At 73.1% G+C, this 24,821-nt stretch carries 20 protein-coding genes; 13 read left to right on the top strand and 7 right to left on the bottom strand.

All coding sequences use genetic code 11. From position 1 onward, the window contains the following. Nucleotides 1-109: 109 nt before the first annotated feature. Together RB614_RS26325 and RB614_RS26320 are read left to right on the top strand one after the other, a co-directional pair. Nucleotides 110-2,410: a ribonucleoside-diphosphate reductase subunit alpha gene (locus RB614_RS26325; protein ID WP_308715317.1), complete on the top strand. Its 2,301-nt coding sequence runs from the start codon at nucleotides 110-112 to the stop codon at nucleotides 2,408-2,410. After that, nucleotides 2,410-3,405 carry a ribonucleotide-diphosphate reductase subunit beta gene (locus RB614_RS26320; RefSeq protein ID WP_308715391.1) on the top strand — a complete coding sequence of 332 codons (996 nt, stop codon included), beginning with the start codon at nucleotides 2,410-2,412 and terminating at the stop codon, nucleotides 3,403-3,405. Before RB614_RS26325 ends, RB614_RS26320 begins: the two co-directional genes overlap by 1 nt. A 62-nt stretch (nucleotides 3,406-3,467) precedes the next feature. Here the strand turns inward: RB614_RS26320 and RB614_RS26315 are convergent, their stop codons facing one another. Then, nucleotides 3,468-5,537, bottom strand: a complete 2,070-nt coding sequence (locus tag RB614_RS26315) for a transglycosylase domain-containing protein (protein WP_308715316.1) — start codon at nucleotides 5,535-5,537, stop codon at nucleotides 3,468-3,470. Between the two features lie 233 nt (nucleotides 5,538-5,770). After that, nucleotides 5,771-7,969 carry an FUSC family protein gene (locus RB614_RS26310; RefSeq protein WP_308715315.1) on the bottom strand — a complete coding sequence of 733 codons (2,199 nt, stop codon included), beginning with the start codon at nucleotides 7,967-7,969 and terminating at the stop codon, nucleotides 5,771-5,773. A 151-nt stretch (nucleotides 7,970-8,120) separates the two neighbouring features. Between RB614_RS26310 and RB614_RS26305 the strand changes: the two genes are divergently transcribed. Continuing rightward, entirely contained in the window at nucleotides 8,121-8,843 is a 723-nt protein-coding gene (locus RB614_RS26305; protein WP_308715314.1) for an acetate uptake transporter family protein, read from the top strand. Here the strand turns inward: RB614_RS26305 and RB614_RS26300 are convergent. After that, nucleotides 8,827-9,702, bottom strand: a complete 876-nt coding sequence (locus RB614_RS26300; protein ID WP_308715313.1) for a helix-turn-helix domain-containing protein — start codon at nucleotides 9,700-9,702, stop codon at nucleotides 8,827-8,829. The two genes, RB614_RS26305 and RB614_RS26300, sit on opposite strands and share 17 nt — an antisense overlap. An 85-nt stretch (nucleotides 9,703-9,787) precedes the next feature. Between RB614_RS26300 and RB614_RS26295 the strand changes: the two genes are divergently transcribed. Continuing rightward, complete coding sequence (locus RB614_RS26295) at nucleotides 9,788-10,690, top strand: SDR family NAD(P)-dependent oxidoreductase (protein ID WP_308715312.1); 903 nt, start codon at nucleotides 9,788-9,790, stop codon at nucleotides 10,688-10,690. Between the two features lie 24 nt (nucleotides 10,691-10,714). Here RB614_RS26295 and RB614_RS26290 read toward each other — a convergent pair whose 3' ends face one another. Together RB614_RS26290 and RB614_RS26285 are read right to left on the bottom strand one after the other, a co-directional pair. Beyond that, nucleotides 10,715-11,197 carry a GNAT family N-acetyltransferase gene (locus tag RB614_RS26290; protein ID WP_308715311.1) on the bottom strand — a complete coding sequence of 161 codons (483 nt, stop codon included), beginning with the start codon at nucleotides 11,195-11,197 and terminating at the stop codon, nucleotides 10,715-10,717. Between the two features lie 22 nt (nucleotides 11,198-11,219). Next, complete coding sequence (locus tag RB614_RS26285; RefSeq protein WP_308715310.1) at nucleotides 11,220-12,143, bottom strand: NADP-dependent oxidoreductase; 924 nt, start codon at nucleotides 12,141-12,143, stop codon at nucleotides 11,220-11,222. A 480-nt stretch (nucleotides 12,144-12,623) separates the two neighbouring features. Here RB614_RS26285 and RB614_RS26280 point away from each other — a divergent pair, with 480 nt between their 5' ends. Together RB614_RS26280 and RB614_RS26275 are read left to right on the top strand one after the other, a co-directional pair. Continuing rightward, nucleotides 12,624-13,883, top strand: a complete 1,260-nt coding sequence (locus RB614_RS26280; RefSeq protein WP_308715309.1) for a L,D-transpeptidase — start codon at nucleotides 12,624-12,626, stop codon at nucleotides 13,881-13,883. Nucleotides 13,884-14,103: 220 nt separating this feature from the next. Further along, entirely contained in the window at nucleotides 14,104-14,757 is a 654-nt protein-coding gene (locus RB614_RS26275) for an SAM-dependent methyltransferase (protein ID WP_308715308.1), read from the top strand. Between the two features lie 43 nt (nucleotides 14,758-14,800). On the opposite strand, the gene RB614_RS26270 is transcribed toward RB614_RS26275, so the two are convergent. Continuing rightward, a complete protein-coding gene (locus RB614_RS26270) occupies nucleotides 14,801-15,805 on the bottom strand; it encodes a YeiH family protein (protein ID WP_308715307.1) in 1,005 nt (334 codons plus the stop codon). Nucleotides 15,806-15,875: 70 nt separating this feature from the next. Between RB614_RS26270 and RB614_RS26265 the strand changes: the two genes are divergently transcribed. The 4 genes from RB614_RS26265 (at nucleotide 15,876) to RB614_RS26250 (ending at nucleotide 20,342) form a co-directional block, all read left to right on the top strand. Then, on the top strand, nucleotides 15,876-16,784 hold the full coding sequence (locus RB614_RS26265) for a LysR family transcriptional regulator (protein WP_308715306.1): 909 nt from the start codon (nucleotides 15,876-15,878) through the stop codon (nucleotides 16,782-16,784). A 96-nt stretch (nucleotides 16,785-16,880) separates the two neighbouring features. Continuing rightward, nucleotides 16,881-18,038, top strand: coding sequence for an acyl-CoA dehydrogenase family protein (locus RB614_RS26260; protein WP_308715305.1), 1,158 nt, complete (start codon nucleotides 16,881-16,883; stop codon nucleotides 18,036-18,038). Next, the gene (locus tag RB614_RS26255; RefSeq protein ID WP_308715304.1) at nucleotides 18,031-19,209 is read left to right on the top strand and encodes a thiolase family protein; all 1,179 of its coding nucleotides are present in this window, start codon (nucleotides 18,031-18,033) and stop codon (nucleotides 19,207-19,209) included. Before RB614_RS26260 ends, RB614_RS26255 begins: the two co-directional genes overlap by 8 nt. Then, entirely contained in the window at nucleotides 19,206-20,342 is a 1,137-nt protein-coding gene (locus RB614_RS26250; protein ID WP_308715303.1) for a CaiB/BaiF CoA transferase family protein, read from the top strand. The genes RB614_RS26255 and RB614_RS26250 overlap by 4 nt, the downstream gene beginning before the upstream one ends. A gap of 49 nt (nucleotides 20,343-20,391) precedes the next feature. On the opposite strand, the gene RB614_RS26245 is transcribed toward RB614_RS26250, so the two are convergent. Further along, the gene (locus RB614_RS26245) at nucleotides 20,392-21,921 is read right to left on the bottom strand and encodes an ABC transporter substrate-binding protein (protein WP_308715302.1); all 1,530 of its coding nucleotides are present in this window, start codon (nucleotides 21,919-21,921) and stop codon (nucleotides 20,392-20,394) included. Between the two features lie 364 nt (nucleotides 21,922-22,285). On the opposite strand from RB614_RS26245, the gene RB614_RS26240 reads away from it, so the two are divergent. From RB614_RS26240 to RB614_RS26230, 3 genes are all read left to right on the top strand, one after another. After that, complete coding sequence (locus RB614_RS26240; RefSeq protein ID WP_308715301.1) at nucleotides 22,286-22,936, top strand: TetR/AcrR family transcriptional regulator; 651 nt, start codon at nucleotides 22,286-22,288, stop codon at nucleotides 22,934-22,936. A gap of 124 nt (nucleotides 22,937-23,060) precedes the next feature. Continuing rightward, the gene (locus tag RB614_RS26235) at nucleotides 23,061-23,603 is read left to right on the top strand and encodes a cysteine dioxygenase family protein (protein ID WP_308715300.1); all 543 of its coding nucleotides are present in this window, start codon (nucleotides 23,061-23,063) and stop codon (nucleotides 23,601-23,603) included. A gap of 67 nt (nucleotides 23,604-23,670) precedes the next feature. Further along, nucleotides 23,671-24,810, top strand: a complete 1,140-nt coding sequence (locus RB614_RS26230) for an NAD(P)/FAD-dependent oxidoreductase (protein ID WP_308715299.1) — start codon at nucleotides 23,671-23,673, stop codon at nucleotides 24,808-24,810. Nucleotides 24,811-24,821: the final 11 nt, after the last annotated feature.

Below are 24,821 nucleotides of genomic sequence, written 5' to 3'. Positions count from 1 at the left end.
CGGTCGGAGGCCGCGTGGGACGGCCGACGCCATGGCCGGTCCGCGCGGCGTGACCGGTGGCGTCTCCCCGCGCGCCCGCCGACCTTCCACGTGGCGTGAGGAGGGGGACATGCGGGTCCGCAAGCGCAACGGCGACACCGAGCCGGTGGACGTCAACAAGATTGTCCGGGCGGTCGAGCGGTGGGTCGCCGACCTGGACGAGGTGGACCCGTTGCGGGTCGCCACCAAGACGATCAGCGGGCTGTACGACGGGGCCACCACGTCCGAACTGGACAAGCTGTCGATCCAGACCGCGGCCGAGCTGATCGGCGAGGAGCCGCAGTACTCGAAGCTGGCCGCCCGGCTGCTGGCCTCCTATGTGGACAAAGAGGTGCGCGGCCAGGGGGTCGCGAGCTTCAGCCAGTGTGTCCGGTACGCGCACGGGCTGGGCCTGATCGGCGACGAGGTGGCCGCGTTCGTGGCCCGCAACGCGCGCAAGCTCGACGACGCCGTCGACCCGGCCGGCGACCTGAGGTTCGAGTATTTCGGGCTGCGCACCGTCGCGGACCGGTACCTGCTGCGGCACCCCGAGACCCGGCTGGTGGTGGAGACACCGCAGTACTGGCTGCTCCGCGTGGCCTGCGGCCTGTCCCGCACACCGGCCGAGGCGATCGGCTTCTACCGCCTGATGTCCAGCCTCGCGTACCTGCCGAGTTCGCCCACGCTCTTCAACTCCGGCACCCGGCACACCCAGATGTCCTCGTGTTTCCTGGTCGACTCGCCCCGCGACGAGCTGGACTCGATCTACGAGCGGTACCACCAGGTGGCGCGGCTGTCGAAGTTCTCCGGTGGCATCGGCATCTCCTGGACCCGGATCCGCGGCCGCGGCGCGCTCATCCGCGGCACCAACGGCAGGTCGAACGGCATCGTGCCGTTCCTCAAGACGCTCGACGCCGGCGTGGCGGCGGTCAACCAGGGCGGCCGGCGCAAGGGCGCCGCCTGCGTCTACCTCGAACCGTGGCACCCGGACGTCGAGGAGTTTCTGGAGCTGCGGGACAACACCGGCGAGGAGGCGCGGCGCACGCACAACCTGAACCTGGCCAACTGGATCCCGGACGAGTTCATGCGCCGGGTCGAGGCGGACGGCGAGTGGTCGCTGGTCGACCCGTCGGACGCCCCGGAGCTGCCGGACCTGTGGGGCGAGGAGTTCGACGAGGCGTACCGGGCGGCGGAGAAGAAGGCCGTCAAGACGGTCAAGGCCCGGGACCTGTACGGCCGGATGATGCGCACGCTGGCGCAGACCGGCAACGGGTGGATGACGTTCAAGGACGCGTCGAACCGCCTCTCCAACCAGACCGGCGCGCCCGGCAACACGATCCATCTCTCCAACCTCTGCACCGAGATCCTGGAGGTCAACAGCGACGGCGAGACCGCGGTCTGCAACCTCGGCTCGATCAACCTCGGCGCGCACGTCACCGCCGAGGGGGTCGACTGGGAGAAGCTGCGCGCGACCGTCGCGACCGCGGTGCTCTTCCTCGACCGGGTCATCGACCTCAACTACTACCCGAGCGCGCAGGCGGCCGCGTCCAACCCGCGCTGGCGGCCGGTGGGGCTCGGGCTGATGGGGCTGCAGGACGCGTTCTTCACGCTGCGGCTGCCGTTCGACTCGGAGCGGGCCCGGGAACTGTCCACATCGGTCCAGGAGGAGATCTTCCTGACCGCGCTGGAGACCTCCGCCGAACTGGCGCGGGAGCATGGCGCGCACCCGGCGTACCCGCGGACCCGCGCGGCCGGCGGCGACCTGCATCCGGACCTGTGGGGCGCCGAGCCCACCCAGACCGAACGGTGGGCCGCCCTGCGGGAGCGGGTCGCCGCGCACGGCCTGCGCAACTCGCTGCTCGTGGCGATCGCGCCGACCGCCACGATCGCGTCGATCGCCGGCTGCTACGAGTGCATCGAGCCGCAGGTCTCCAACCTGTTCAAGCGCGAGACGATGTCGGGTGAGTTCCTTCAGATCAACACCTATCTGGTACGGGAGCTGAAGGCGCGCGGCCTCTGGACCGCCCCGATCCGCGAGCAGATCAAGCGGGCCGAGGGTTCCGTGCAGGGCATCGCCGACCTCCCCGACGACGTGCGCGAGCTGTTTCGCACCGCCTGGGAGCTGCCGCAGCGGGCGCTGATCGACCTGGCCGCCGCGCGAGCGCCCTATGTGGACCAGTCGCAGTCGCTCAACCTGTTCATGAGCGCGCCGACCATCGGCAAGCTCTCCTCGATGTACCTGCACGCCTGGAAGTCCGGGCTGAAGACCACGTACTACCTGCGGTCACGGCCCGCGACCCGGATCCAGCAGGCCACCGTCCCGGTGGTCGCCCCGACCGAGGCCGTGGCCTGCTCCCTGGAAAACCCCGAGACCTGTGAGGCGTGCCAGTGATGTTGCTAGACCCGGGTATGGACCTGACCCTGCGGCCGATGCGCTACCCGCGGTTCTTCGACCGGTTCAAGGACGCCATCAAGAACACCTGGACGGTCGAGGAGGTCGACCTGCACTCCGACCTCGCCGACCTGGCCCGGCTCTCACCCGCCGAGCAGCACCTGGTCAGCCGGCTGGTCGCGTTCTTCGCCACCGGCGACACCATCGTCGCCAACAACCTGGTGCTCAACCTGTACCAGCACGTGAACTCGCCGGAGGGGCGCCTCTACCTGTCGCGGCAGCTGTTCGAGGAGGCCGTGCACGTCCAGTTCTACCTGAACCTGCTGGACACGTACGTGCCGGACGAGAAGGAGCGGTTCGAGGCGTTCGCGGCGGTGGAGAACATCCCGTCGATCGCCCGCAAGGCCGAGTTCTGCTTCAGGTGGATCGACTCCGTCTTCGACCTCCGGCAACTGTCCACACGGGACGACCGGCGGGCGTTCCTGCTCAACCTCATCTGCTTCGCCGCCTGCATCGAGGGGCTGTTCTTCTACGGCGCCTTCGCGTACGTGTACTTCCTGCGCTCGCGCGGGCTGCTGCACGGCCTCGCCTCCGGCACCAACTGGGTGTTCCGCGACGAGTCGATGCACATGGCGTTCGCGTTCGACGTGGTGGAGACGGTGCGCCGCGAGGAGCCGGACCTCTTCGACGCCGAGATGGAGCAACAGGTCACGCGGATGCTGGCCGAGGCGGTCGAGTGCGAGGCGCAGTTCGCCGAGGACCTGCTCGGGCAGGGCGTGCCCGGCATGTCCCTGGCCGACATGCGCGCGTACCTGGAGCACGTCGCCGACCGCCGGCTGGCCATGCTCGGCATCGCGCCGATCTACGGGAGCAAGAACCCGTTCGCGTTCATGGAGCTGCAGGACGTGCAGGAGCTCTCCAACTTCTTCGAACGCCGCGTCTCGGCCTACCAGGTCGGGGTCACCGGCACGGTCAGCTTCGACGACGACTTCTGACCGCTCCCGCCCGTGATCGAAGCTCCCCTGATGCCGTTAGAACGACGTGAGGGGAGCTTCGATCAGCGGCGGCGCCCGAAGGCGATGCGGGCGTCCGGCGGGTTGAACTTCTGCTTCGGAAACCCGGAAAGTGTCGCGGCCATCGTCTGCGCCACCGCGGCGACCACGCTCTGCTGGACCGCCGAGCCGACGTAGTCCTGCGGATCGTCCGGGTTGGCGGCGATCGAGGCGACCGCGAGCTGCGGGGTGTAGCCGACGAACGACGCGGTCGAGTCGAACTCGGAGGTGCCCGTCTTGCCCGCCACCTGCCGGCCGCCGAGGATTCCGGCGACCTCGTCGGCGGTGCCGCCGTCGCAGCGGCCGTACGCGGACTGGTCACCCACCGGGCAGCGGGCCGCGTCGGTGGCCGCGCGGGCCACCTCCGGCCTCAGCACCCGTTGGCACTTGGGATTGCTGACCGGCAGCCGGTCGCCGGACGGGCCGATGATGGACAAGACCGGTGTGGGCTGGCAGTGCACGCCCTCGGCGGCCACCGTCGCGTACGCGTTGGCCAGGTCGAGCGGCATGGTCGCCGAGACGCCGAGCGTGAACGCGCCCCACCGGGCCGCCTGGTTCTTCGCGAGCTTCGCGTCGCTCTCCGCGCGGAACGTGATGCCCAGCCGCTGCGCCATCTGGACCACCTTGTCGGCGCCGACCTGCTGCTCCAGCCAGACGAAATACGTGTTGACCGAACGCCCGAAGCCGTTCCACATAGTACGGTAGCCGTTCATCCAGGACGGGGTGGCGTTGCGTGGGCACCACTTGTTGCCGCAGCCGGCCTCGCCACCGCCGGGGTACTTGGACATGAAGCGGCCCGGCGCGTTGAAGCCGGTGGCCAGGTTTCGCCCGGACTCCAGCGCGGCCAGCATGGTGAACATCTTGAACGTCGAACCCGCCTGGTACCCCACGATCGACCCGCCGCCGGCGACGAGCTGGTTGGTGGTGTCCTTGAGGCTGTAGTGGCGGTTGACCGCCATCGCCAGCACCCGCCCGGTGCCCGGCTGCACGACGGCCATCGGGGCGGCCCGGTCGTTGCCGTACCCGTACACGCTCAGCACCTCGTTCTGGGCGACCTTCTGGGTTTCCGGGTCGAGTGAGCTGACGATCCGGTACCCGCCCTCGAACAGGTCGCGCTCCCGCTGCTGCGGGCTGGGGCCGAACTCCGGCTGGCCCATCCACCACTGCCGCACGTAGTCGCAGAAGAAGCCCCACGTGTCCTGCCGCGCGGCGACGCAGCCGCTGGGCAGCCTGGTCGGCTTGAGGCGCAGCGGCTCGGCCTTCGCCTTGGCGGCCTGGGCGGCGGTGATCTTCCCGGTGCGGGCCATCGAGTCCAGCACGTAGCCCCGTCGCTCCAGGGCCCGGGCCTTGTCGCCGCCGATCGGGCTGTCGCTGTCCGGCGACTGCACCAGCCCGGCGAGCAGGGCGGCCTCGGCCAGCGTCAGCTTCGCCGGCGCCTTGCCGAAGTACCGCTCGCTCGCCGCCGCGATCCCGTACGCGCCGGCGCCGAAGTAGGAGATGTTGAGGTAGCGGTTGAGGATCTCCTCCTTGGAGAGCTTCCGTTCGAGCGCGGCCGCGTACCGCATCTCCTGGAGCTTGCGGCGGGCGGTGTCGTCGGTGGCGTCCTGGCGTTCCTGCGGGCTCAGGTTGGGATTGGTCTTGAGCACGTTCCGCACGTACTGCATCGTCAGCGTCGAGGCGCCCTGCTCGACCTCCCCGTCCGTGCCGTTGGCCACGAACGCGCGGATGACGCTGCGCATGTCCACACCGCCGTGCTCGAAGAAGCGGGCGTCCTCCGCCGCCACGATCGCGTCACGCGCGGCCGGTGCCACCTTGTTCAGCGGCACTTCCTGGCGGTTGACGTCGTAGAAGGTGGCGATCAGGGTCTTGCCGTCGTTGGCGTAGAGGTACGAGCGCTGGGGTGGCGGTGGCGTCTCCAGGTCACTGGGGAGGTCCAGATAGGCGTCGCTGGCGGACTTGGCGGTCAACGCCACCACGACGCTGGCTGGGAAACCGGCCACGGCAAGGGCCACGCCGGCGATCAGGCTGGAGACGAGCAGGCTCAGGGGCCTGGGCCGCAGAGACCGGACACACACCCGCCAAGACTTGCCGTGAAGGGGAGAAGTAAACCTTGTGCCCGCGGCGGACTTGCTCGCGGCGGCCGGCGCGTGCTCTTCATCCGGTACGCGGTCCGCACGACCCGGGCGCGTGGATCGGCACCCGTTCGGCGCCGATGTCCGGCTCCCCGCGCTGCGTGATCGAAGCTCCCTTCACGTCGTTCTAGCGACTTGGGGGGAGCTTCGATCACGGGCGGCGCCGGAGCCGGCGGTCAGCGGCGCAGGTCGCGCGGGTCCGCCTGGGACAGCGGGGAAGGCCGGCGGTCGGCGGGCGCCGCGGCCGCTCGCGGGGTGGCGGGCGTGGTGATCCTGGCCAGCGCGGCGGCCAGCGCGGTGAGCCAGGTCCGCAGGTCGGCGAGCTGGTACAGGTCGGGACCGCTGCCGTTGGGCCACCGGCCGGGATCCGCGGGCACCGGGTCCCGGGGTACCCCGTCGCGGTTTCGCAGCGCCATCCCGAACCGTTCGTACTCGCCGGCGATCGCGTCCGCGTACGCGGTCAGCGGCCCGGTGGCGGGGAGCCGCTGTCCGGTGGGGTGGGAGCGCAGCATCGCGTCGGCGCCGGCTATCGCGTCGTGCCCGGCGTTCAGGGTGGCTTGCCAGTCCACCTTGGACGGACCGTGCGGCTCGGTCTGGTACTGCGCGTAGGAGGCCGTGGCCAGCTGGCCCTGCCGCCGGGCCTGGGGCAGTGCCGCCCCGGGCGCGGCGCCGGCGGCGAGCACGGCGACGCTCTGGCGCACCGCGGCGCCGCTGGCGTGCAGGAACTGGCCCGCGGTGCGGTGCAGCTCCCCGGTGCCGCCGCGGGGCCAGGCGAGCAGCCCGATCAGGACGCCGACGGTGGCGCCGACGGCGACGTCGACGACCCGGGTCTCGGCCAGCTGCCAGTTGACCGGGGCGAGCTGGGCGAAGACGAGGGAGATGACCAGCGTGAAGAGGGCCTGCCCCCAGCCGACGCCGAGCAGTGGGCCGGCCGAGAAGCCGACCAGCATGAGGATCGGCAGCGCCACCTCGTACACCCGGGGGTCGGCGCCGGCCAGCAGCAGTGCCCCGGCCAGCACCGAGCCGACGACCGTGCCGACCAGGGCGGGGCGGAGCGTCGAGCGGGTGCCGAGCGCCGAGGTACGCAGCACGGTGAGCGTGGCCAGCAGGACCCAGAACCCGTGCGAGAGGTCCAGGACGCCGGCCAGCACGCGGGCCCCGGTGAGGGCGAGCGCGAGCCGCAGGGCGCCCTGGAAGTAGACCGAGCGCGGGGTCAGGTGGTCCCGGAAGCGGCGCCACCACAGCTGGGCGGCGGGTTGGTCGGCGTACCAGAGGGGCTCTGGCCGGGCTGGTGGGGGAGTGGGGTCGGGGCGGATGGGCGCCTTGGCGGCGACCCGGACGGCGCTCGCCAGTTCGGTGGTCCACTCGGCGAGGCCGAGGGCGAGCGAGCCGGCGCGGAGCCGGTCCGGGTCGACCCGGCCGGGCGGCGCCTGGAGGCGTGCCCGCCGGAAGGTCTCGACCGCGCGGGTGATCCGGGTGTCGTCGGGTGGCGGGCCGTCGCCGCCCAGCCAGGCGGCCGCGGCCCGGGTCGTCGAGGAGGTCTGCCGCAGCAGGTCCGCCACCGCGTCGCCGCTCAGCGCCGGTCGACCGGCCTCCTGGTAGAGGTCGACCGTGCGGCCCAGCGCCAGCCGGGCCAGCCCGCCCGCGTGGCTCAGCGCCCGGTCCCGCCGCCCGGCGGACGCCGGCCGCTGCGCCGGTGACAGCCGCGACGGCCGGATCGCCTCCGCCGCCTCGGTGGCCCCGGGCAGGCGCCGGCCGGTGCGGTCCCGGCCGTCCGGGTCGCCGTCGTACGCGCCGGCCAGCCCCTCCTGGCAGCCGGCGACCGCGGTCAGCGCGCCGGCGAGCAGCACCGGGTACGGCACCGGGGCGGGGTCCGGCCAGAGCACGAGCTCGGCCGCCGCCAGCAGCAGCACCGCTATGGTCAGTCCGGCCAGCCGGTACCCGAGCGAGCCCGGATCGTACGGCGGGAAGCAGGGCAGGATGTACAGCAGCTGGACGCCGTTGGCCAAGCCGACCAGGCGGGGGCCGCCGACACCGGCGTAGCTGACCAGAAAGCCGAACGTGAGCATGCCCGCCGCGGCGGACCAGGTCGTCACCGACAGCAGCGTTCCCGCCGTCACCAGCGCGTACCCGACCGGCAGCACGGCCAGCAGGGTGCGCCCGCGCTGGAGCGGGGTGCCGGGAACCTGGGCGAGGACGCCCATCGCCACCGCGCCGAACAGCGCGTACGTGGCCATGGTGGGGTTGTCCAGCCCGTACCGGCAGGCGTAGAAGCCGAGACAGGCGACCAGCGTCACCCGCGCCGCCCGCCGGATGCCGACCAGTGCGGGATCGCGGCGACGCACCCAGGCGAGGGGCGAGGTCAGTCGCGGCATCCGGCCTCGGCCCGGGTCGGTTCCACCGTGCGCGCTTACCCCGTCGCCGATCATCGAAACGCGCTGTTGCCGTCCGGTAACCGGTTGTGTAGGGCGTCCCCGGTGGGGTAGCCAGCGACGGACTGCCCGCCCTGTGGAAGGGGGAGCTCCAATGTCACACTTCGCTCAGCCGATGTCGCACAACGGCGAGTTCGAGTTCTGGCGCAACCGTTCACAGATCTCGTTGCAGCCGGTCGCCGCGCCCTCGATCCTGGGGCTGTTCGGCTTCGCCGCCGCCACCTTCGTCGTGGCGACCAACCTCGCCGGCTGGTACGGCGGCACGAGTACGCCCAACTTCCTGTTCCCGTTCGTCGCCTTCACCGGTGGGCTGGCGCAGTTCCTCGCCGGGATGTGGGCCTACCGGGCACGGGACGGCCTCGCGACGGCGATGCACGGCATCTGGGGCGCCTTCTGGCTGGCCTACGCACTGCTCTTCCTGCTCGTCGCGGTCGGGGTGCTGACCCCACCGACGCCGTTCGTGGCGCTCGGCTACTGGTTCATCGCGCTGGCCGCGATCACCTGGTCCGGTGCGCTGGCCGCGCTGGGGCGGAACATCGGCTTCGCGCTGGTGCTGACCGCGCTGGCGGCTGGCGCGACGTGCCAGGCGATCGGGCAGCTCGCGGACATCTCGCCGTGGCGTACCGCCGGTGCCTGGCTCTTCATCGCCTCGGCGGTGCTCGCCTGGTACGTCGCGACCGCGCTCCTGCTGGAGTCGTCGTTCGGCCGGGTGGTGCTGCCGATGGGCATCGTGCGCGGGCCGAACGTGCCGGGCCGGCAGACCCGCCAGACGATCCAGTTCACCGCCGGCGAACCGGGCGTCAAGGTCGGCCAGTAGCCGGCGCGCCGCTTCCGGGACGCCATCCGGCCTGGCCGTGGCCGGTGACGCGGAGCAGGTCGAGCTTGCTCGCGTCCTCGCTGTGCGGGCGGGCGGTGTAGACGATGATCCGGAGATCCGAGTCCAGGGTCGCCAGCACGTCGCAGTCGAGGGTGACCAGGCCGACCGCCGGGCTGTGGACCGTCTTGCGCCCGGCCGTCCGGGGCAGGACCGCGAAGTCGTCCCACCGCTGCGCGAACGCCGTGCTGGTCTCGCGCAGTTCGGCCACGAGGGCCGCGAGGTCGCGGTCGTCCGGGTACCTGGCGATCGCGCCGCGGAGGTCGCCGACCAGCTCCCGGCCGAACCGGTCGTGCTCCTCCGCGGTGTGCACGACCGGGCTCGGCACGCCGGTGAAGTGCCGCCACACGAGGTTGCCGGAGCGGGCGGAGCCGGTTTCGGCGATTCCGAGCAGGGCGTTCCAGAGCGGGTTGGCGTGGACGAGGTCCCAGCTCGCGGTGAAGACCGCGACCGGGGTGTCGGCGAGCCGGTCGAGGATGCGGGCGGTGCCCGGGCCGATGTGCCGGGGCACGACGCCGGCGGCGGGCGGCTGGGCCCCGGCGGCGCGGTAGAGCAGGTCGCGTTCGGCGGGCGAGAGGCGCAGCGCGCGGGCGAGCGCGGCGAGCACCTGGGTCGACGGGTTTCGCGCCCGGCCCTGCTCGAGCCGGACGAGGTAGTCGACCGAGACGCCGGCGAGGGCGGCCAGCTCCTCGCGGCGCAGTCCGGCGGTGCGCCGCGGCCCGGCGTCGGGGAGCCCGACGTCGGACGGGCTGACCCGGTCGCGCCACGACCGCAACGCCCGGGCGAGCTCACCGGTTGCCATGACCCGAGGATCGCACCTCGCCGCGGCGACCGGGTGGTACCGCTGGTACCTGGGACCGTCGACCGGCTTGCCGGACCGTGGAGGCATGCGAACACCGAAGAGCGAACTCGCCGTCGTCACGGGCGCCAGCGGTGGGATCGGCGAGCGGATCGCCGCCGGTCTGGCCCGCACCGGCGCGACGGTCGTCCTCGTCGCCCGCGACCGCGCCCGGCTGGACCTGGCGCGGGAACGCATCCGCGCCGCCGTCCCGGGAGCCGACCTGGAGGTCGAGCCGGTCGACCTGGCCGACCTCGCCGAGGTGCGGGCGCTCGCGGACCGGCTCGCCGACCGCGCGCCGTCGATCGTGGTGAGCAACGCCGCGGTCATCGCCCCGCTCGACGACCGTACTCCCGACGGCTTCCACCGGGCGCTCGTGACCAACCACCTCGCCCCGTACCTGCTGCTGCGCCGCCTCGCCGAACGCCCGGCGGGCCGGCCCCGCCGGTTCGTCGTCGTCGGGGCGTCCCCGCGCGGGCTCGCCCGCGTCCCGGTCGACTTCGACGACCTCAACCTGGAGGCCGGACGTGGACTCGGCTGGCCGCCCAGCTTCCGCCCCTTCGTCGCCTACGCGCGCACCAAGAACATGAACGCGATGTTCGTGTACGCGCTGGCGTCCCGGCTCGCCGGCACCGGCACGACCGTGAACGGCGCGCATCCGGGAATCATCAAGGGCGGCGGGCTCGGCCGGGAGGCGCGCGGCGCGCTGAAGGCGTTCGGCGCGCTCTGCGGCCTCTTCTCGGCCGGGCCCGCCACCGGCGCCGACACTCCACTGTGGCTGGCGACGAGCACCGCGGTCGAGGGCGTGACGGGCAGGTTCTTCGTCAAGCGCCGGGCCGTCCGGACCGCGCCGCACACCACCGCACCGGAGCGCGTCGAACGCCTGTGGCGCGAGAGCGCCCGGCTCGTCGGCCTCCCCGCGGAAAGCGAGGCTCCACGGTCGTCCCGGTGAGCCGGGCCGGCGGGATCCGCGCGTTCAGGCGACGTGTGGGCTGCGGCGTTCGACGAACACGACGTCGCGCCACCGGTGGCCGTGGACGGCGTGCCGGCCGACCCGCTCGCGGATGCCGACCACGCGGAAGCCGACCCGCTGGTGCAGGGCGAGGCTGGCGGTGTTCTCCGGGAAGATGCCGGACTGGATGGTCCAGATGCCGGCCGCCTCGGTGGAGGCGATCAGCGCCTCCAGGAGGGCCCGGCCGACACCCAGCCGCTGGGCGGCCGGGTCGACGTACACGGAGTGCTCGACGACGCCGGCGTACACCGCGCGGGTCGAGACCGGGGAGACGGTCACCCAGCCGAGCACGGTGTCGTGGTCGTCCACCGCCACGTGGCGGTGCTCGGGCAGCTTGCCGGCGTCGAACGCCGCCCACGACGGGGCCACCGACTCGAACGAGGCGTGACCGCTGTCTATGCCGGCCTGGTAGATGCACAACACCGCCGCCGCGTCGCCGGGGCGCATGGGCCGGATCCTCACAACGTGGTCAGGCAGGGGTCAGCACGATCTTTCCGGGTACGCCGCCGGCCAGCACCCGCCGGTGCGCGTCGGCCGCCTCGGTCAGCGGCATGGTGGCCGCCACGCGGGTGCGGAGCTTGCCGGCCGCCACCTGCTCCACCAGCTCGGCCAGCAGCTTCCGGTCGTGCTTGATGAGCTGCAGGTCCTGGCGCACGCCGCGGCGCGAGTCGATCGCCGGAGTCGGGCGGGTGGCGACCACGACGCCCCGGTCCTGGACGGCCGCGCCCGCCGCTTCGCCGAGGGGGACCGCGTCGAACACCGCGGCCACCGGCCCGACCCGGGCCAGCGCGGCGGAGCGGGGGACCACCTCCTGGGGGCCGAGACCGCGCACCCACTCCTCGTCGCCGGTGGTGGCCTGGGCCAGGACCCGGTAGCCGCCCTGGGCGGCGAGCTGGGTGACGAAACCGCCGACACCGCCACTGGCGCCGGTGACCAGGAGGCTGTCGCCGGGCAGCAGGTCGGACGAGAGCAGCGCCAGCCCCTGGTGGGCGGTCTGGGCGTTGAGCGGCACCGTGGCGGCGGGCGCGAAGTCGAGGCCGTCCGGCAGCGGCACCAGCCAGTCGACGTCGGCGGCCACGAACTCGGCGTAGCCACCGGGCGCGCCGCGGGTCAGGTACCACGGGATCATGCCGACGACGCGGTCACCCACCTGGAAGTCCGCCGTGCCGGCGCCGACCGAGGCCACCTCGCCGGCGATGTCCCACCCGGGCAGAAACGGCGGCCGCACCGGTCCGCGCGGGATCTGCCCGGTGGTGGCGGCGACGTCGGCCGGATGCACGCAAACCGCGCGGATCCGGACGACCACCTGACCGGGCCGCGCCTCGGGCTCGGGCAGCTCGGTCACTTGTAGCACCTCAGGCCCGCCGAGCGCGGCCGCGATGACCCCCAGCACGCGGTCCACTATAGACCGCGTCCGGAGGCTCACCCGAGGCCGTGACCACGACCTCCGCGGCCGAGGCGCCGGCCCGCTCATCCTCGCCTCGCCCCGGCCGCACCAGTCGGGAAATCGCGCGCGCGGCGAAGCACGCCGCTGGTCCGGGGCGCCGGGTGGCGTCGTCCGGACCGCCCGCCGCGCGGGAACAGCGCCGGCCCGGTGGGGCGGCACGCGCCGCCGCGCCGCCGCGGCTTCCCGCGAAAAGCCCGGCACACCCCATCCGGGTACGGGCGGGACGGCGAGAACGCGAGCGGACACATCTGGCCGCATGGGCACGGTCGGGAGCGGAGTGGGCTCGACGGCGCGTTTTCCGCCGTCGCGCGCATCGCCGGAAAAGTAGGTCGCATTCGCGTTCACGAATGCTCGTAGAAACTGCGACGGGCGTCCCGCAACAGCGGAGAATGTGTTGCACGGAAGCCACACAAACGGGGGAGCGTCATGGGATTGAGGTGGCGATCGAGCCTGCTGTCCGTAGCCATCACGGCCGCGCCGTTGGTCCTCGTCGCGTGCACCGCCGACCGCAAGCCGGACGACCGGCCGGCCGGGGAGCGGGCGGCGCCGGTGGAACTGCTCGTGACACCCGCCGACCAGGCCCGTGACGTGCCGGTCAGCGCCGAGGTGGGCACCGCCGTCAAGGGCGGGCGGGTCACCGCCGTGCGGATCACGGACGACAAGGGCGCCGAGGTCAAGGCGGAGCCCCGGGAGGACGCGTCGGCCTGGGTGCCGAACAAGCCGTTGCAGCCCCGGCGTACCTATACCGCCGAGGTGACCGCTACCGGCGACTCCGGAAAGACCGTCACGCGGAAGACGACGTTCACCACGCTGGCGAAGTCGACCAAACCGGCGATCACCAGCACGTTGTACTTCTCCGACGGCCGCACGTACGGCACCGCGATGCCGGTCACCGTCGCATTCGACCCGCCCATCGCCAAGCAGGACAGGGCGGATGTACAGCGCCGGTTGTTCGTGAAGACGAATCCCGCGCAGCCCGGGGCCTGGTCGTGGGTGCCCGACGGCAGCCAGGTCTACTACCGGGCGCCCGACTTCTGGCGGCCCGGCACGACGATCAGCGTCCGCGCCGGCCTGCAGGGGCTGCCCATCGGGAAGGGGCGGGTCGGAGACGTCGACCGCACCGCCACCGCGAAGGTCGGCCGCCAGGTGGCCCTGGAGATCGACAACGCCACGAAGCAGATGTCGGTGCGGCGTGACGGCAAGCTGCTCCGCAAGATCCCGGTCAGCCTCGGCAAGCCGAGCACGCCGACCTCCAGCGGCAAGATGGTGATCATGGAGAAGCACGACTTCACGACCTTCGACACCCGCGGCGAGCCGGACGGCGGCTACGTGGTCGACGTCGCCGACGCCCAGCGGCTCACCTGGGGCGGCGAGTTCATCCACGGGGCGCCATGGTCCGAAGGGGACCAGGGCAACCGCAACGTCTCCCACGGCTGTACCAACATCTCCGCCGCCGCCGCCAACTGGCTGATGGGCGTCACCCAGGTCGGCGACCTGGTCACCGTCAAGGGCACCGAGGTGAAACTGGAGCCGGGCAACGGCTGGACCGCCTGGAACGTGAGCTGGGACGACTTCGTCAAGGGCAGCGCCCTGCCCGTGCCGGCCGGGCTTCGACCGGCCCCGGCCCAGCGACCGCACGCGGCCGCCGGCTCGCCCACCCCGGTCCCCTCCGGCACCGGCGGCTGACCGAGGACCGTCCACTCCGCCCTAGGCGCCACCGAGCCGCCCCGCGACGGTGTTCTTGCCGGCCGCGACCGGTGGTGGCCGCCAGTGCCGGTTTGCCGAAGTGGCAAGGTTGTTTGCCGGATGCGGCGGCGTTCGGGACGCTGGTCGGCATGGAGATCGACGAGTCACCGGACCTGGGCGTGGACAACGCCGTCGCCACCCACCGGAAGGAGGGCGGCCGATGAGCGGGCACGGGCACCAGCTCACCGCAGAGGAAGCGGCCGCCATGTTCGAGCCGGCGAGCTGGGACGAGCGGTACTCCGGTCCGGAGAAGGTCTGGAGCGGAAACGCCAACCCGCAGCTGGTCGCCGAGGCGGGCCGGCTGACCCCCGGTACCGCCCTGGACGTCGGCTGCGGCGAGGGCGGCGACGTGATCTGGCTGGCGCGCCACGGGTGGACGGTCACCGGCGCCGACTTCTCCGCCAACGGCCTGGCCCGCGCCGCGCGCCACGCCGAGCGGGCCGGGGTCGCCGATCGGGTCGACTGGTGGCAGGTCGACGCGCGGACGTTCGCGGCCGGCGGCCGGTCGTACGACCTGGTCACCAGCCACTACCTGCACGCGCCGGACGGCGGGATGGTGGACGTGACCCGCCGGCTGGCCGAGGCCGTGGCACCGGGCGGTCGGCTGCTCGTGGTCGGCCATTCGCCGTCCGAGGTGTTCGCCCAGATGAGCGCGAGCCAGCGCCGGGCGATGTTTCTGGCCGAGGAGCTGCTGCCCGGCCTGCCGGACGGCTTCGAACCGCTCGTGGTCGAGCAGCGACCCCGGACCCTGACCCGCGACGGCGTACGGGTCGACGTGCCCGACTCGACGCTGCTCGCCCGCCGCACGGCGTAGCGGCAGCGTCCCGCCCGGGCGCGCGGCAGCACCCGCCGCGGCGTCAGTTCGTCAGCGTGAGGCCGGCCAGCGAGAGGCCGGCCAGCAGCGCCGTGCCGAGCGCGCCGGCGACCAGGGCCCGCCCACCGCGCTGTGCGAGGCCGCGCAGGTCGACGGCGGTGCCGAGCGCGAACATGGCCATCGCCAGCAGCAGGCTGGAGGTGGTCGCGGCGGCGTGCCGCACCGGGTCCGGCACCAGCCCGCTGGTCCGCAGGGCGGCCATCACCACGAAGCCGGCGACGAACCAGGGCAGGATCGGCGGGCGCGGGCCGGTCTCGCCGGTCCCGCGCCGGCGGGCGAGCGTGACGGTGGCGACCAGCGGCGCGAGCAGGGCGACGCGGCTCAGCTTCACGAGCACCGCGGCGGAGAGCGCCGCCGTGCCGGCCATGCCACCGATCGCGACGACCTGGCCGACCTCGTGCACGCTCGCGCCGGTCCAGAGGCCGAGCGTGGTCTCGTCCAGCCCGAGCAGCAGGCCGAGCAGCGGCATGAGCGCCAGGCAGAGCGTGCCGAGCACGGTCACCACCGCGACGGCGGTGACCGTGTCCTCCTCGTCGCCGTCGGCGACCTGGTTCATCGCGGCCACCGCGGAGGCGCCGCAGATCGAGACGCCGGTGGCGACCAGCAGCGCGCGGGCCGGGCTCAGCCCGAGGCGCAGGCCGAACCAGCGGGTGGCCACGAAGCAGGCGGCCACGCCGGCCAGCACGACGGCGGCGGTACCCAGGCCGAGCCGGCGGATGTCCGCGAGGGCGAGTTGCAGCCCGAGGAGGACCACGCCGGTGCGGAGCAGGGCACGGGAGGCGATGCCGAGCCCGGCGCGGAGCCGCTCGTGGTACCCGCCCGCGGCCCGGAGCAGGATGCCGAGCCCGATCGCGACCACCATCGGGCTGGCCGGGCTGGCGAGCCGGTTCACCGCGTACCCGGCCGCCGCCGCGCCGGCCGCGACGAGCAGCCCGGGGGCGGTGGAGCGCACCCGGTAGGCCACGGCGGTCCGCTCGCGCAGGGACATGCCCCAAGGCTGGGTGGATCATCGCGGGGTGAGTAGTCCCTGCTTACGCGCCACGCCATAGCCTGTGGCTATGAGTCAGCTGCCGGATCTGGAGTCGCTGCGGCTGCTGGTACGCGTGGCCGAGCTCGGCAGCGTGGGCCAGGCCGCCCGGGCGGTGGGGATGACCCAGCCGTCGGCCACCAAGCGGCTCGGCGCGCTGGAGCGCCGGGTGGGGCTGCCGCTGCTGGTCCGCACGCCCCGCGGCTCGTCGCTGACCAACGACGGCCGGGTGATGGTCGACTGGTCGGTACGGCTGCTCGCGGCGGCGGACGAGTTCCAGGCGAGCCTGGCGGCGCTGCGCGAGGCGCGGGTGGCGCAGCTGCGGATCGCGGCGAGCATGACCGTCGCCGAGGCGCTGCTGCCCGGCTGGCTGCACCAGCTCCGGCTGCGCGAGCCGGACGTGCGGGTCGGCCTGACCGTGGTCAACTCCACCGAGGTGGCCCGGCTGCTGCTGGTCGACGAGAGCGTCGACATCGGGTTCGTCGAGGGGCCGCGGGTGCCGCCCGGGCTCGGCCACCGGACCGTCGGGCACGACGAGCTCATCGTCGTGGTGGCGCCGCGGCACCCCTGGGCCCGCCGGCGCCGCCCGCTGCTCGCCGGCGAGCTGGCCGGTACCCGGCTCGTGGTCCGCGAGGTCGGCTCCGGCACCCGGGACACGCTCGAGCTGGCCCTGCGCGGGCTCGACCCGGTCCCGGCCCACCTGGCACTCGGCTCCAACGCGGCGGTGAAGGGCGCGGCCATGGCCGGCAGCGCACCGGCCGTGCTGAGCCGGTACGCCGTGGAGGCGGAGCTGGCGACGGGGCGGCTGGTCGCCGTACCCGTGGCGGGTCTGTCCCTGGCCCGGACGCTGCGCGCGGTCTGGCCGCGCGGGCGGCGGCTGACCGGCGCGGCGGCGGCGCTGCTCCAGGCGATCGACGCGGAGGGCCGGCCCAGGGGCTAGACCGGACGGTCGGTCCAATCTGTTAGTGTGCGTCGCACCGGGCGCATCCCGTCCCCTGCGCGCCGGACCGGGACGGTGCCGACGGACGGAGGGCCGATGGACCCACAGGAGTACGAGAAGTTCCAGCGGGACGTGTTCGAGGCGATCTGGCGTGACCTCGACCCGCTCGAAGCCGAGATCGAAGACGACGAGTCGCTGCCGATGGAGCGGCTGATGCCGATGCTCCGCGACATGGGCGCGCTCGGCCTGCTGGTGCCTGCGGAGTACGGCGGCAGCGGGCTGACCATCGAGCAGTACCTGCCGATCATCGCCGAGTTCGCCAAGGTGCAGGGCGGGATCCGGGTGCTGGTGCACGTGCACAACTCGTTCGCCCACGCGCTGTCGGAGATCGGCTCGCCGGAGCAGCGCGCGGCGATCCTGCCCGGCGCGGTGACCGGGGCGGCGTCGGTGGCGTTCGCGCTGACCGAGCCGGACCACGGCACCGGCGCCGACCTGGGCACGACCGCGACCCGCGACGGCGGCGACTACGTCCTGAACGGCACGAAGTGGCTGATCACCAACTCGGACCTCGCCTCGCACTTCATCGTCTTCGCACGGACCTCGCCGACCGAGGTCTCCGCGCTGCTCGTGGAGCGGGACCGGCCCGGCCTGACCATCGAGCCGCTGCCGGAGACGATGGGCTGCAAGGGCGGCGAGCACGGCGTGCTCACCTTCGACGGGGTCCGGGTGCCGGCCGCCAACCTGGTCGGCGCCGAGGGGGAGGGGCAGGCCCACCTGGAGCGGGCGCTGGAGATCAGCCGGGTCTTCATCGCGGCGAGTTCGCTCGGCACCGCGCAGCGGGCGCTCGACCTGAGCCTGGAGCACGCCCGCCGGCGGGTCACCTTCGGCAAGCCGATCGCCGCCCGGCAGGCCGTCCAGCGCTACCTGGCCGAGATGGCCACCGACGTGTACGCGCTGCGGCACATGCTGCTCGACGCGGCCCGCAAGTGGGACGCCGGGCGGCGCATCCCGACGGAGGCGTCGCTGGTCAAGCTCTTCGGGCTGGAGGCGGTCGGCCGGGTCACCGACCGGGCGCTGCTGGTGCACGGCGGGATCGGGTACACCCGGCGCACGCCGATCGAGCGGCTCTACCGGGACGCCCGGCTCAACTGGCTGGAGGAGGGGCCACCGACCATCCAGTACCTGGTCGCCGCCCGCGAGCTGGTCGGCGGGTACGAGTGGGCGGACGCGTTCGCGGGGGCGCGGCATGGCTGAGGCGCTGGTCGTCGACGCGATCCGCACCCCCTCCGGCAAGGGCCGGCCGGGCGGGGCCTTGAACGGCGTACACCCGGTGGACCTGCTCGCCGCCGCGCTCACCGCGCTGGTGGCCCGGACCGGCCTCGATCCGTCCGATGTGGACGACGTGATCGGCGGCTGCGTCACCCAGGCGGGGGAGCAGGCGATGAACGTCACCCGGCAGGCCGTGCTCGCCGCCGGGTTCCCGCAGGCCGTGCCGGCGACCACAGTGGACCGGCAGTGCGGGTCGAGCCAGCAGGCGGTCCACTTCGCCGCGCACGCGGTCGCCAGCGGCGCCCAGGACGTGGTGATCGCCTGCGGCGTGGAGTCGATGAGCCGAGCGCCGATGTGGTCCAACTGGCTCGACCGCGACCCGTACGGCCCCGGACTGGCCCGCCGCTACCCGGAAGGGCTGGTCCGGCAGGGCGTCTCGGCCGAGCTGGTCACCGCGCGGTCCGGGCTGGACCGGGCGGCGATGGACGCGTACGCGGCCCGTTCGCACGCCCGGGCGGCGCTGGCCCAGGAGCGGGGCTGGTTCAACGGCGAGCTCGTGCCGGTCACGACCGGGGACGCCACGGTGACCCGGGACGAGACGATCCGGGCCGGCGTGACCACCGAGGCGCTCGCCGGGCTGAAGCCGGCCTTCCACGACGAGGCGGCCGGTGAGCGGTTCCCGGAGATCGGCTGGCACGTCACCGCCGGCAACTCCTCGCCGCTGACCGACGGCGCCTCGGCGGCGCTGGTGGTGAGCGAGCGGGCGGCGGACCGGCTGGGACTGCGTCCACGCGCCCGGGTGCACGCCACCGCGGTCGCCGGCGACGACCCGCTGCTGATGCTGACCGCGGTCCTGCCGGCCACCCGCAAGGTGCTGGCCAAGGCCGGGCTGGACGCCGCCGACGTCGACGTGTTCGAGGTCAACGAGGCGTTCGCCTGCGTGCCGCTGGCCTGGCAGCGCGAGTTCGGCGTACCGGACGAGCGGCTCAACCCCTGCGGCGGGGCGATCGCGCTCGGCCACCCGCTCGGCGCCTCGGGCACCCGGCTGCTGGCCACGCTGCTCGGCGGGCTGGAGCGCGGCGGCGGCCGGTACGGGCTGCAGACCATGTGCGAGGCCGGCGGCCTGGCCAACGCGCTCGTCCTGGAGCGGCTGTGAGCACCGGGGCCGCGCTGGCCGGGGTACGGGTGCTCGACCTGTCCCGCCAGGCTCCCGGGCCGTACTGCTCGATGCTGCTGGCCGACTTCGGCGCCGACGTGATCCTCGTCGAGCCGCCCGGCGGGTCGACCCGGGGCGCCGAGACCAACGTGTACTGGGAGCTGGAGCGCGACCCCGAGGTGAGCCGGATGGCCGGGCTGCGGCGCAACAAGCGCAGCGTCGTGCTCGACCTCAAGTCCGATGTGGACCGAGCCGTGATGCACCGCCTGGTCGCCGGCGCCGACGTGCTGCTGGAGGGGTTCCGGCCGGGGGTCGCGGCGCGGCTCGGCATCGACTGGCCGCGCTGCCGCGAGCTCAACCCGCGGCTGGTGTACTGCTCGCTGACCGGTGCCGGGCAGGACGGGCCGGGGGCGCTCGCGGCCGGCCACGACATCAACTACCTGGCGCAGACCGGGGTGCTGGAGCTGATCGCCGACCAGGACGGGCGGCCGGTCATCCCGCTCAACCTGCTGGCCGACTTCGCCGGCGGCGGGCTGATGGCCGCGTACGCCATCATGGTCGCGCTGTTCCACCGGGACCGCTCCGGCGCCGGGCAGCACATCGACCTGGCGATGGTCGACGGCACGCTGTCGCTGCTGACCCACGCGGCCAGCCTGCACTTCGCCCGCGGCGCCGACCTGCGGGCCGGCCACTTCTTCCTCTCCGGACAGCTGCCGCAGTACGGCGTGTACCGCTGCGCCGACGGCCGCTGGGTGGCGCTCGGCGCGCTGGAGCCGTGGTTCTACGACGAGCTGATGCGGCTGACCGGCCGCCCGGACCTGGCCGGATCGCACCGCGACCCGCAAGCGGCGCGGGCGGTCGCCGACCACCTGGTCGGTTGGTTCGGGGCGCGCGGCTCGGCCGAGGCGGTCGTGCTGCTGGACGGGGCGGATGTCTGCGCCACGCGCGTCGCCACGTTCGCGGAGGCGATGCGGCTGGCCGAGGAGCGCGGCATGATCGCGCGGCTCGACCCGGACGCGCCGATGGTGGGCGTACCGGCGAAGCTCTCCGCCACGCCGGGCCGGGTCTGGCGCCGGCCGCCGGATGTCGGCGAGCACACCGACGAGATCCGCGCCGAGGTCTTCGAGGGGTAGCGAGGCGAAACCGGCCGGCGTCCGGGACGCCGGCCGGTCTTGTCGCGGCTCAGCTCTTCGGCTTCACCCAGGACGGGTTGATCATGCCGGCGGGGTGCCCGATGAGGCCGGTCAGCTCCGCGGAGACGGCCACCGGCACCTGCAGCGCGTAGAGGAACGCGGCCGGCGCGTCCCGCATCAGCTTCTTCTGCGCGTCGCAGATCAGGCCGGCGCGTACCGTCTCGTCGCCCTCCTGGTTGAGGGTGTTGACCATCTGGTCGAACTCCGGGCTGTCGTAGTAGCCGCCGTTGTAGCCGGTCGGCGGGAAGTTCGCCTTCAGGTAGTTGCGCAGCGCGTGCCCACCGTCGAGGAACACCGAGCCCAGACCCATGATGTACACGTCGAGCGTGGCCTCCTGCGGCGGCGTGTAGACGGTCGCCAGGTAGGTCGGGAAGTCGGTCGGGTTGGCCAGGTCGACCTGTACGCCGGCGGCCCGAAGGTCACCGGCGACCGCCTCACCGATCTTGTAGTCGTTGAGGTAGCGGCCGTTCGGCGCGCCCATCCGCAGCTTGAGGTTGGTGGCACCGGCCTCGGCGAGCAGCTGCTTGGCCTTGGCCGGGTCGTACGCGTAGTTGTTCGCGTCGCACGCCCCGAACGTCCACGGCACCACCGGTGACTTGAGCGGCTCGGCGGCCCCGTAGGCGAGCACCTTGACGATCTGCTCGCGGTTGATGGCGTAGCTGAGCGCCTGCCGTACCCTCGGGTCGGCCAGCTGGGGTGCCTGCTTGCTCTGCGTCTTCATCACCAGCTGCACCGCGTTGGTGGCGTTGACCAGGGTCAGCTCGACCGAGTCGTCCTCGCGCAGGCTGGCCAGGTCGGTGCCGGGCGGGTCGAGGATGATGTCGGCGCCGTTCGACTTGAGCAGCGCGAGCCGGCTGGTCGCCTCCGGCACCACCTTCCAGATCTGGGTGGCGAAGGTGGGCTTGTCGCCCCAGTAGCTCTGGTTGGCGGTGAGCGTGAGGTGGTCGCCCTTCACGTTCTCCTTGAAGGCGTACGGTCCGGTGCCGACCGGGGCGACGACCTGCTGGACGCTGTTCGGCGCCTTGCGCGTGGCGTCCGGCGAGAGGATGCCGCCGACCGGCAGGGACAGCGCCCGGGGCAGGGCCGGGTACTTGGACTTCAGGTTGATCCGTACGTGCGTGTCGTCGACGACTTCGGTGCTCTTGATGACGACCAGCGCGTCCGGGCGGGCCTTGAGGGTCTCCGGGCTGTTGACCCGGTCCAGGCTGAACTTCACGGCCGCGGCGTTCAGCGGCGTGCCGTCCGAGAACGTCACCCCCTGTCGCAGGGTGAAGTCCCAGCTCATGCCGTCCGGCGCGGCCTTCCACTCGGTGGCCAGCAGCGGCTTGAGCGTGCCGTCCGCGCCGAGCGTGGTGAGCGACTCGACGACCTGCTGCAGGCGCTGGATGACGCTCGCCGAGACCTGCGCCTGCGGGTCGAACGTGTCGATGTCGGCGCCCACCGCGATGGTGAGCGTGTCGGTGCCTCCGGAGCCGCCCGAGTCCGAGCCGGTGGTGCATCCAGCAGCGGCCAGTGCCACGGCCAGTGCGGCTCCCCAGAGTCGACGCGTATGAAGTCGACGCATATGAAAAAGCCCTTCTTGTGCAGACCAGGGGTATCGCAAATGACACATCTGGGCGCCGGCCGGGCGCCGGACGCCGGGCGTGGGCGGCGCCGCCGACCACGCCCCGTGCGGGCGTGGAGGGGACGTTACACTGGACCGGACGTTCGGTACAGCGATGCGAGGGCGGTTTTACCCGGCCGTCACAGGCGGCGAAGGGGCGGCGCGCGCGGACTCGGGTCGAAGGCAGTCCGATGCGTCGATAGCTGCGCTATGATCCCGCGCCATCGGCACCCGCCGGACGCGACGCTTTCCGGGCGACCCGAGAGCCAAGGAGGACGTGTTGGCAGCGAGCCGACCGACGAAGGAGGCGGCGCCGGCCGCCGCGGGGCAGGCGGGCGACCGGGCGGCCGGTGACGGCGCGGTGCTGCCGGCGCGGGAGCGGATCCTGCGCACCTCCGCCGAGCTTTTCGCGCGCAACGGATACCACGCCACCGGCATGGCCGAGCTCTCCACCGCGACCAGGCTGAGCCGCGGGTCGCTGTACCACCACATGGACGGCAAGGAGTCGATCCTGTACGAGATCTGCCGGGTGCAGATCGACGACATGAACGCCCAGGCCGCCGAGATCGTCGGCCGCGGCCTGCCGCCCGCCGAGACGCTGCGGGTGCTCGGGCGCGCCCTGCTGCGCAACATCAGCGACCACCTGAACGAGTGGTCGGTGTTCTTCAAGGAGTTCCAGGCGCTCTCCGGCGACCGGCGCACCGAGATCGTGGCCGCCCGCGACCAGTTCGAGCAGTACTGGCTGCGCACCGTCCGCGCGGTGGTGCCGGAGGGGTCGGGCGTAGACGTCTCACCGGTCCTGGTCAAGGGCATCCTCGGGATGTTCAACTACGCCTACCTGTGGTTTCGGCCGGGCGGCCCGCTCAGCCCCGAGCAGACCGCCGACCTGTTCGTCGACGTGCTGGTCAAGGGCCTGCACCCGGTGGAGTAGCCGCCGATCCATAAGCCAGGCTTTGACACCGCCAACCAAGTGACGGCTGGCGGCACCAGATGAGCCTGCCCAGACTGGGCTCGCGGTCCCGTACCAGCGGGCCGGAAGCTCCGGGAGGGCGGGCATGGCGGCTGCACAGCGGTTGACGACGCTGGTCGAGCACGTGCGGGCGGCGGCCGGCCGGGTCTGCCCCCCGGAGCGGACCGCGTCGCTGGTCGGCGAGGCGCTGCGGGCACACCTGCCGACCCGCGACGTGCTGACGCCGGCGCAGCTCGCCGGCGACCCGGACGGCTACACGCAGCACATCCTGCACGTCGAGCCGGACGGGCTCTTCTCGGTCGTCGCGCTGGTCTGGCGCCCCGGGCAGGCCACGCCGATCCACGACCACCTCTGCTGGTGCGTGGTCGGCGTGGTGGACGGCGTCGAGTCCGAGGTGCGGTACCGGCTGGCCGAGCGGGACGGCCGGGCGCACCTGGTGGAGGACGGCGTGGTCGAGAACCCGGCCGGGAGCGTCTGCGGGTTCGCCCCGCCCGGCGACATCCACGAGGTGCGCAACGCCGGCGACGGTACGGCCGTCTCCATCCACGTGTACGGCGCGGACATCTCCCGCGTCGGCTCGAGCATCCGCCGCCGCTACGACCTGCCGGTCCGGCCGGCTTTACGGTGACCGCTCTGTACCGACCGTCCGGTCCAAGATACCCTCGGGACACCCGTAACGGAGAAGGGGAGCCAGCGTGAGCACACCTGCGCGCAGCGTCGACACGCTCGTCGTCGGCGGCGGCCTGAACGGCGTCGGCGTGGCCTACTACCTGGCCCGGGAGGGGGTCACCGACGTACTGGTGGTCGAGGCCGAGGAGCACGGCTCCGGCGCCACCGGCGGCTCGATGGGCAACGTCCGCCAGCAGGGCTTCGGGCACCCGCTGGAGATCGAGTGCTCGCGCCGCGGCCTCGACTTCTGGAAGAACGTCGAGGAGCGCCTCGGCGCGCCCTGCCTGTTCCACGAGGACGGGTACCTGCTGCTCACCGGCACCGCGCAGACCGCCGCCATCCTGCGCGAGCAGGCCGACCTGCAGATCTCCATGGGCCTGCCGGACGTCCAGCTGCTGGAGCCGGACGAGGTCGCCGAGCTGGTGCCGTTCATCGACCCGGAGGGGCTGATCTGCGGATCCTGGACCCCCAAGGACGGGCACGTGATGCCGATGGACGGGCTGAGCGCGTTCATCCACGCCGGCCGCGAGCTGGGCGTCAAGATCCAGAAGCGGTGGCCGGTCACCCGGCTGGAGCGCAAGCCGGACGGCTGGCACGCGTACGGGCCGGACGAGATCGTCGCCCAGCGGGTGGTCGCCGTCGCCGGGTGGGGCAACCGCGAGCTGCTCCAGCCGTTCGGCGTGGACCTGGACATCTACAAGGCCACGCACCGCGCGGTGCTGACCGAGCCGGCCTTCGCCGGCTCCCGGATCCCGACCGTCATCGACATCGACACCGGGATGGCGATCGAGCGCGAGGGGGAGGCGCTGATGCTCGCGATGCTCGGCCGCAACCCCGCCGCCCGCGATCACAACCACCTCGTCGAGCTCTTCGTCGAGGCGGCGGCCGACCGCGCGCCCGGCCTGGCCGACCTGAAGATCGTCCACGAGCTGACCGCGTACCCGGCGCTCGGCGGCGACGGCCACCCCTACGTCGGCAAGGTGGAGGAAGGGCTCTGGGCGCTCGCCTTCACCGGGCACGGCGCGATGCACGGCCCGCCGGTCGCCGAGGCCCTCGCGAGGTCCATCGTGGACCGTCCAGACCCGACACTCGACCTGTCGCCCTGGGACGTGCGCCGCACGCCCGGCCAGCGCACGGTGCTCTGGCGCCGCAACGCCACGTCCTGACCTGGAGGCAT

It is taken from the genome of Phytohabitans maris (assembly GCF_031085175.1).
In the GTDB taxonomy this organism is placed as follows: Bacteria; Actinomycetota; Actinomycetes; order Mycobacteriales; family Micromonosporaceae; genus Phytohabitans; species Phytohabitans maris.
The sequence above is the reverse complement of the archived record's forward strand: the minus strand, read 5'-3'. Positions and strand labels throughout refer to the sequence as shown.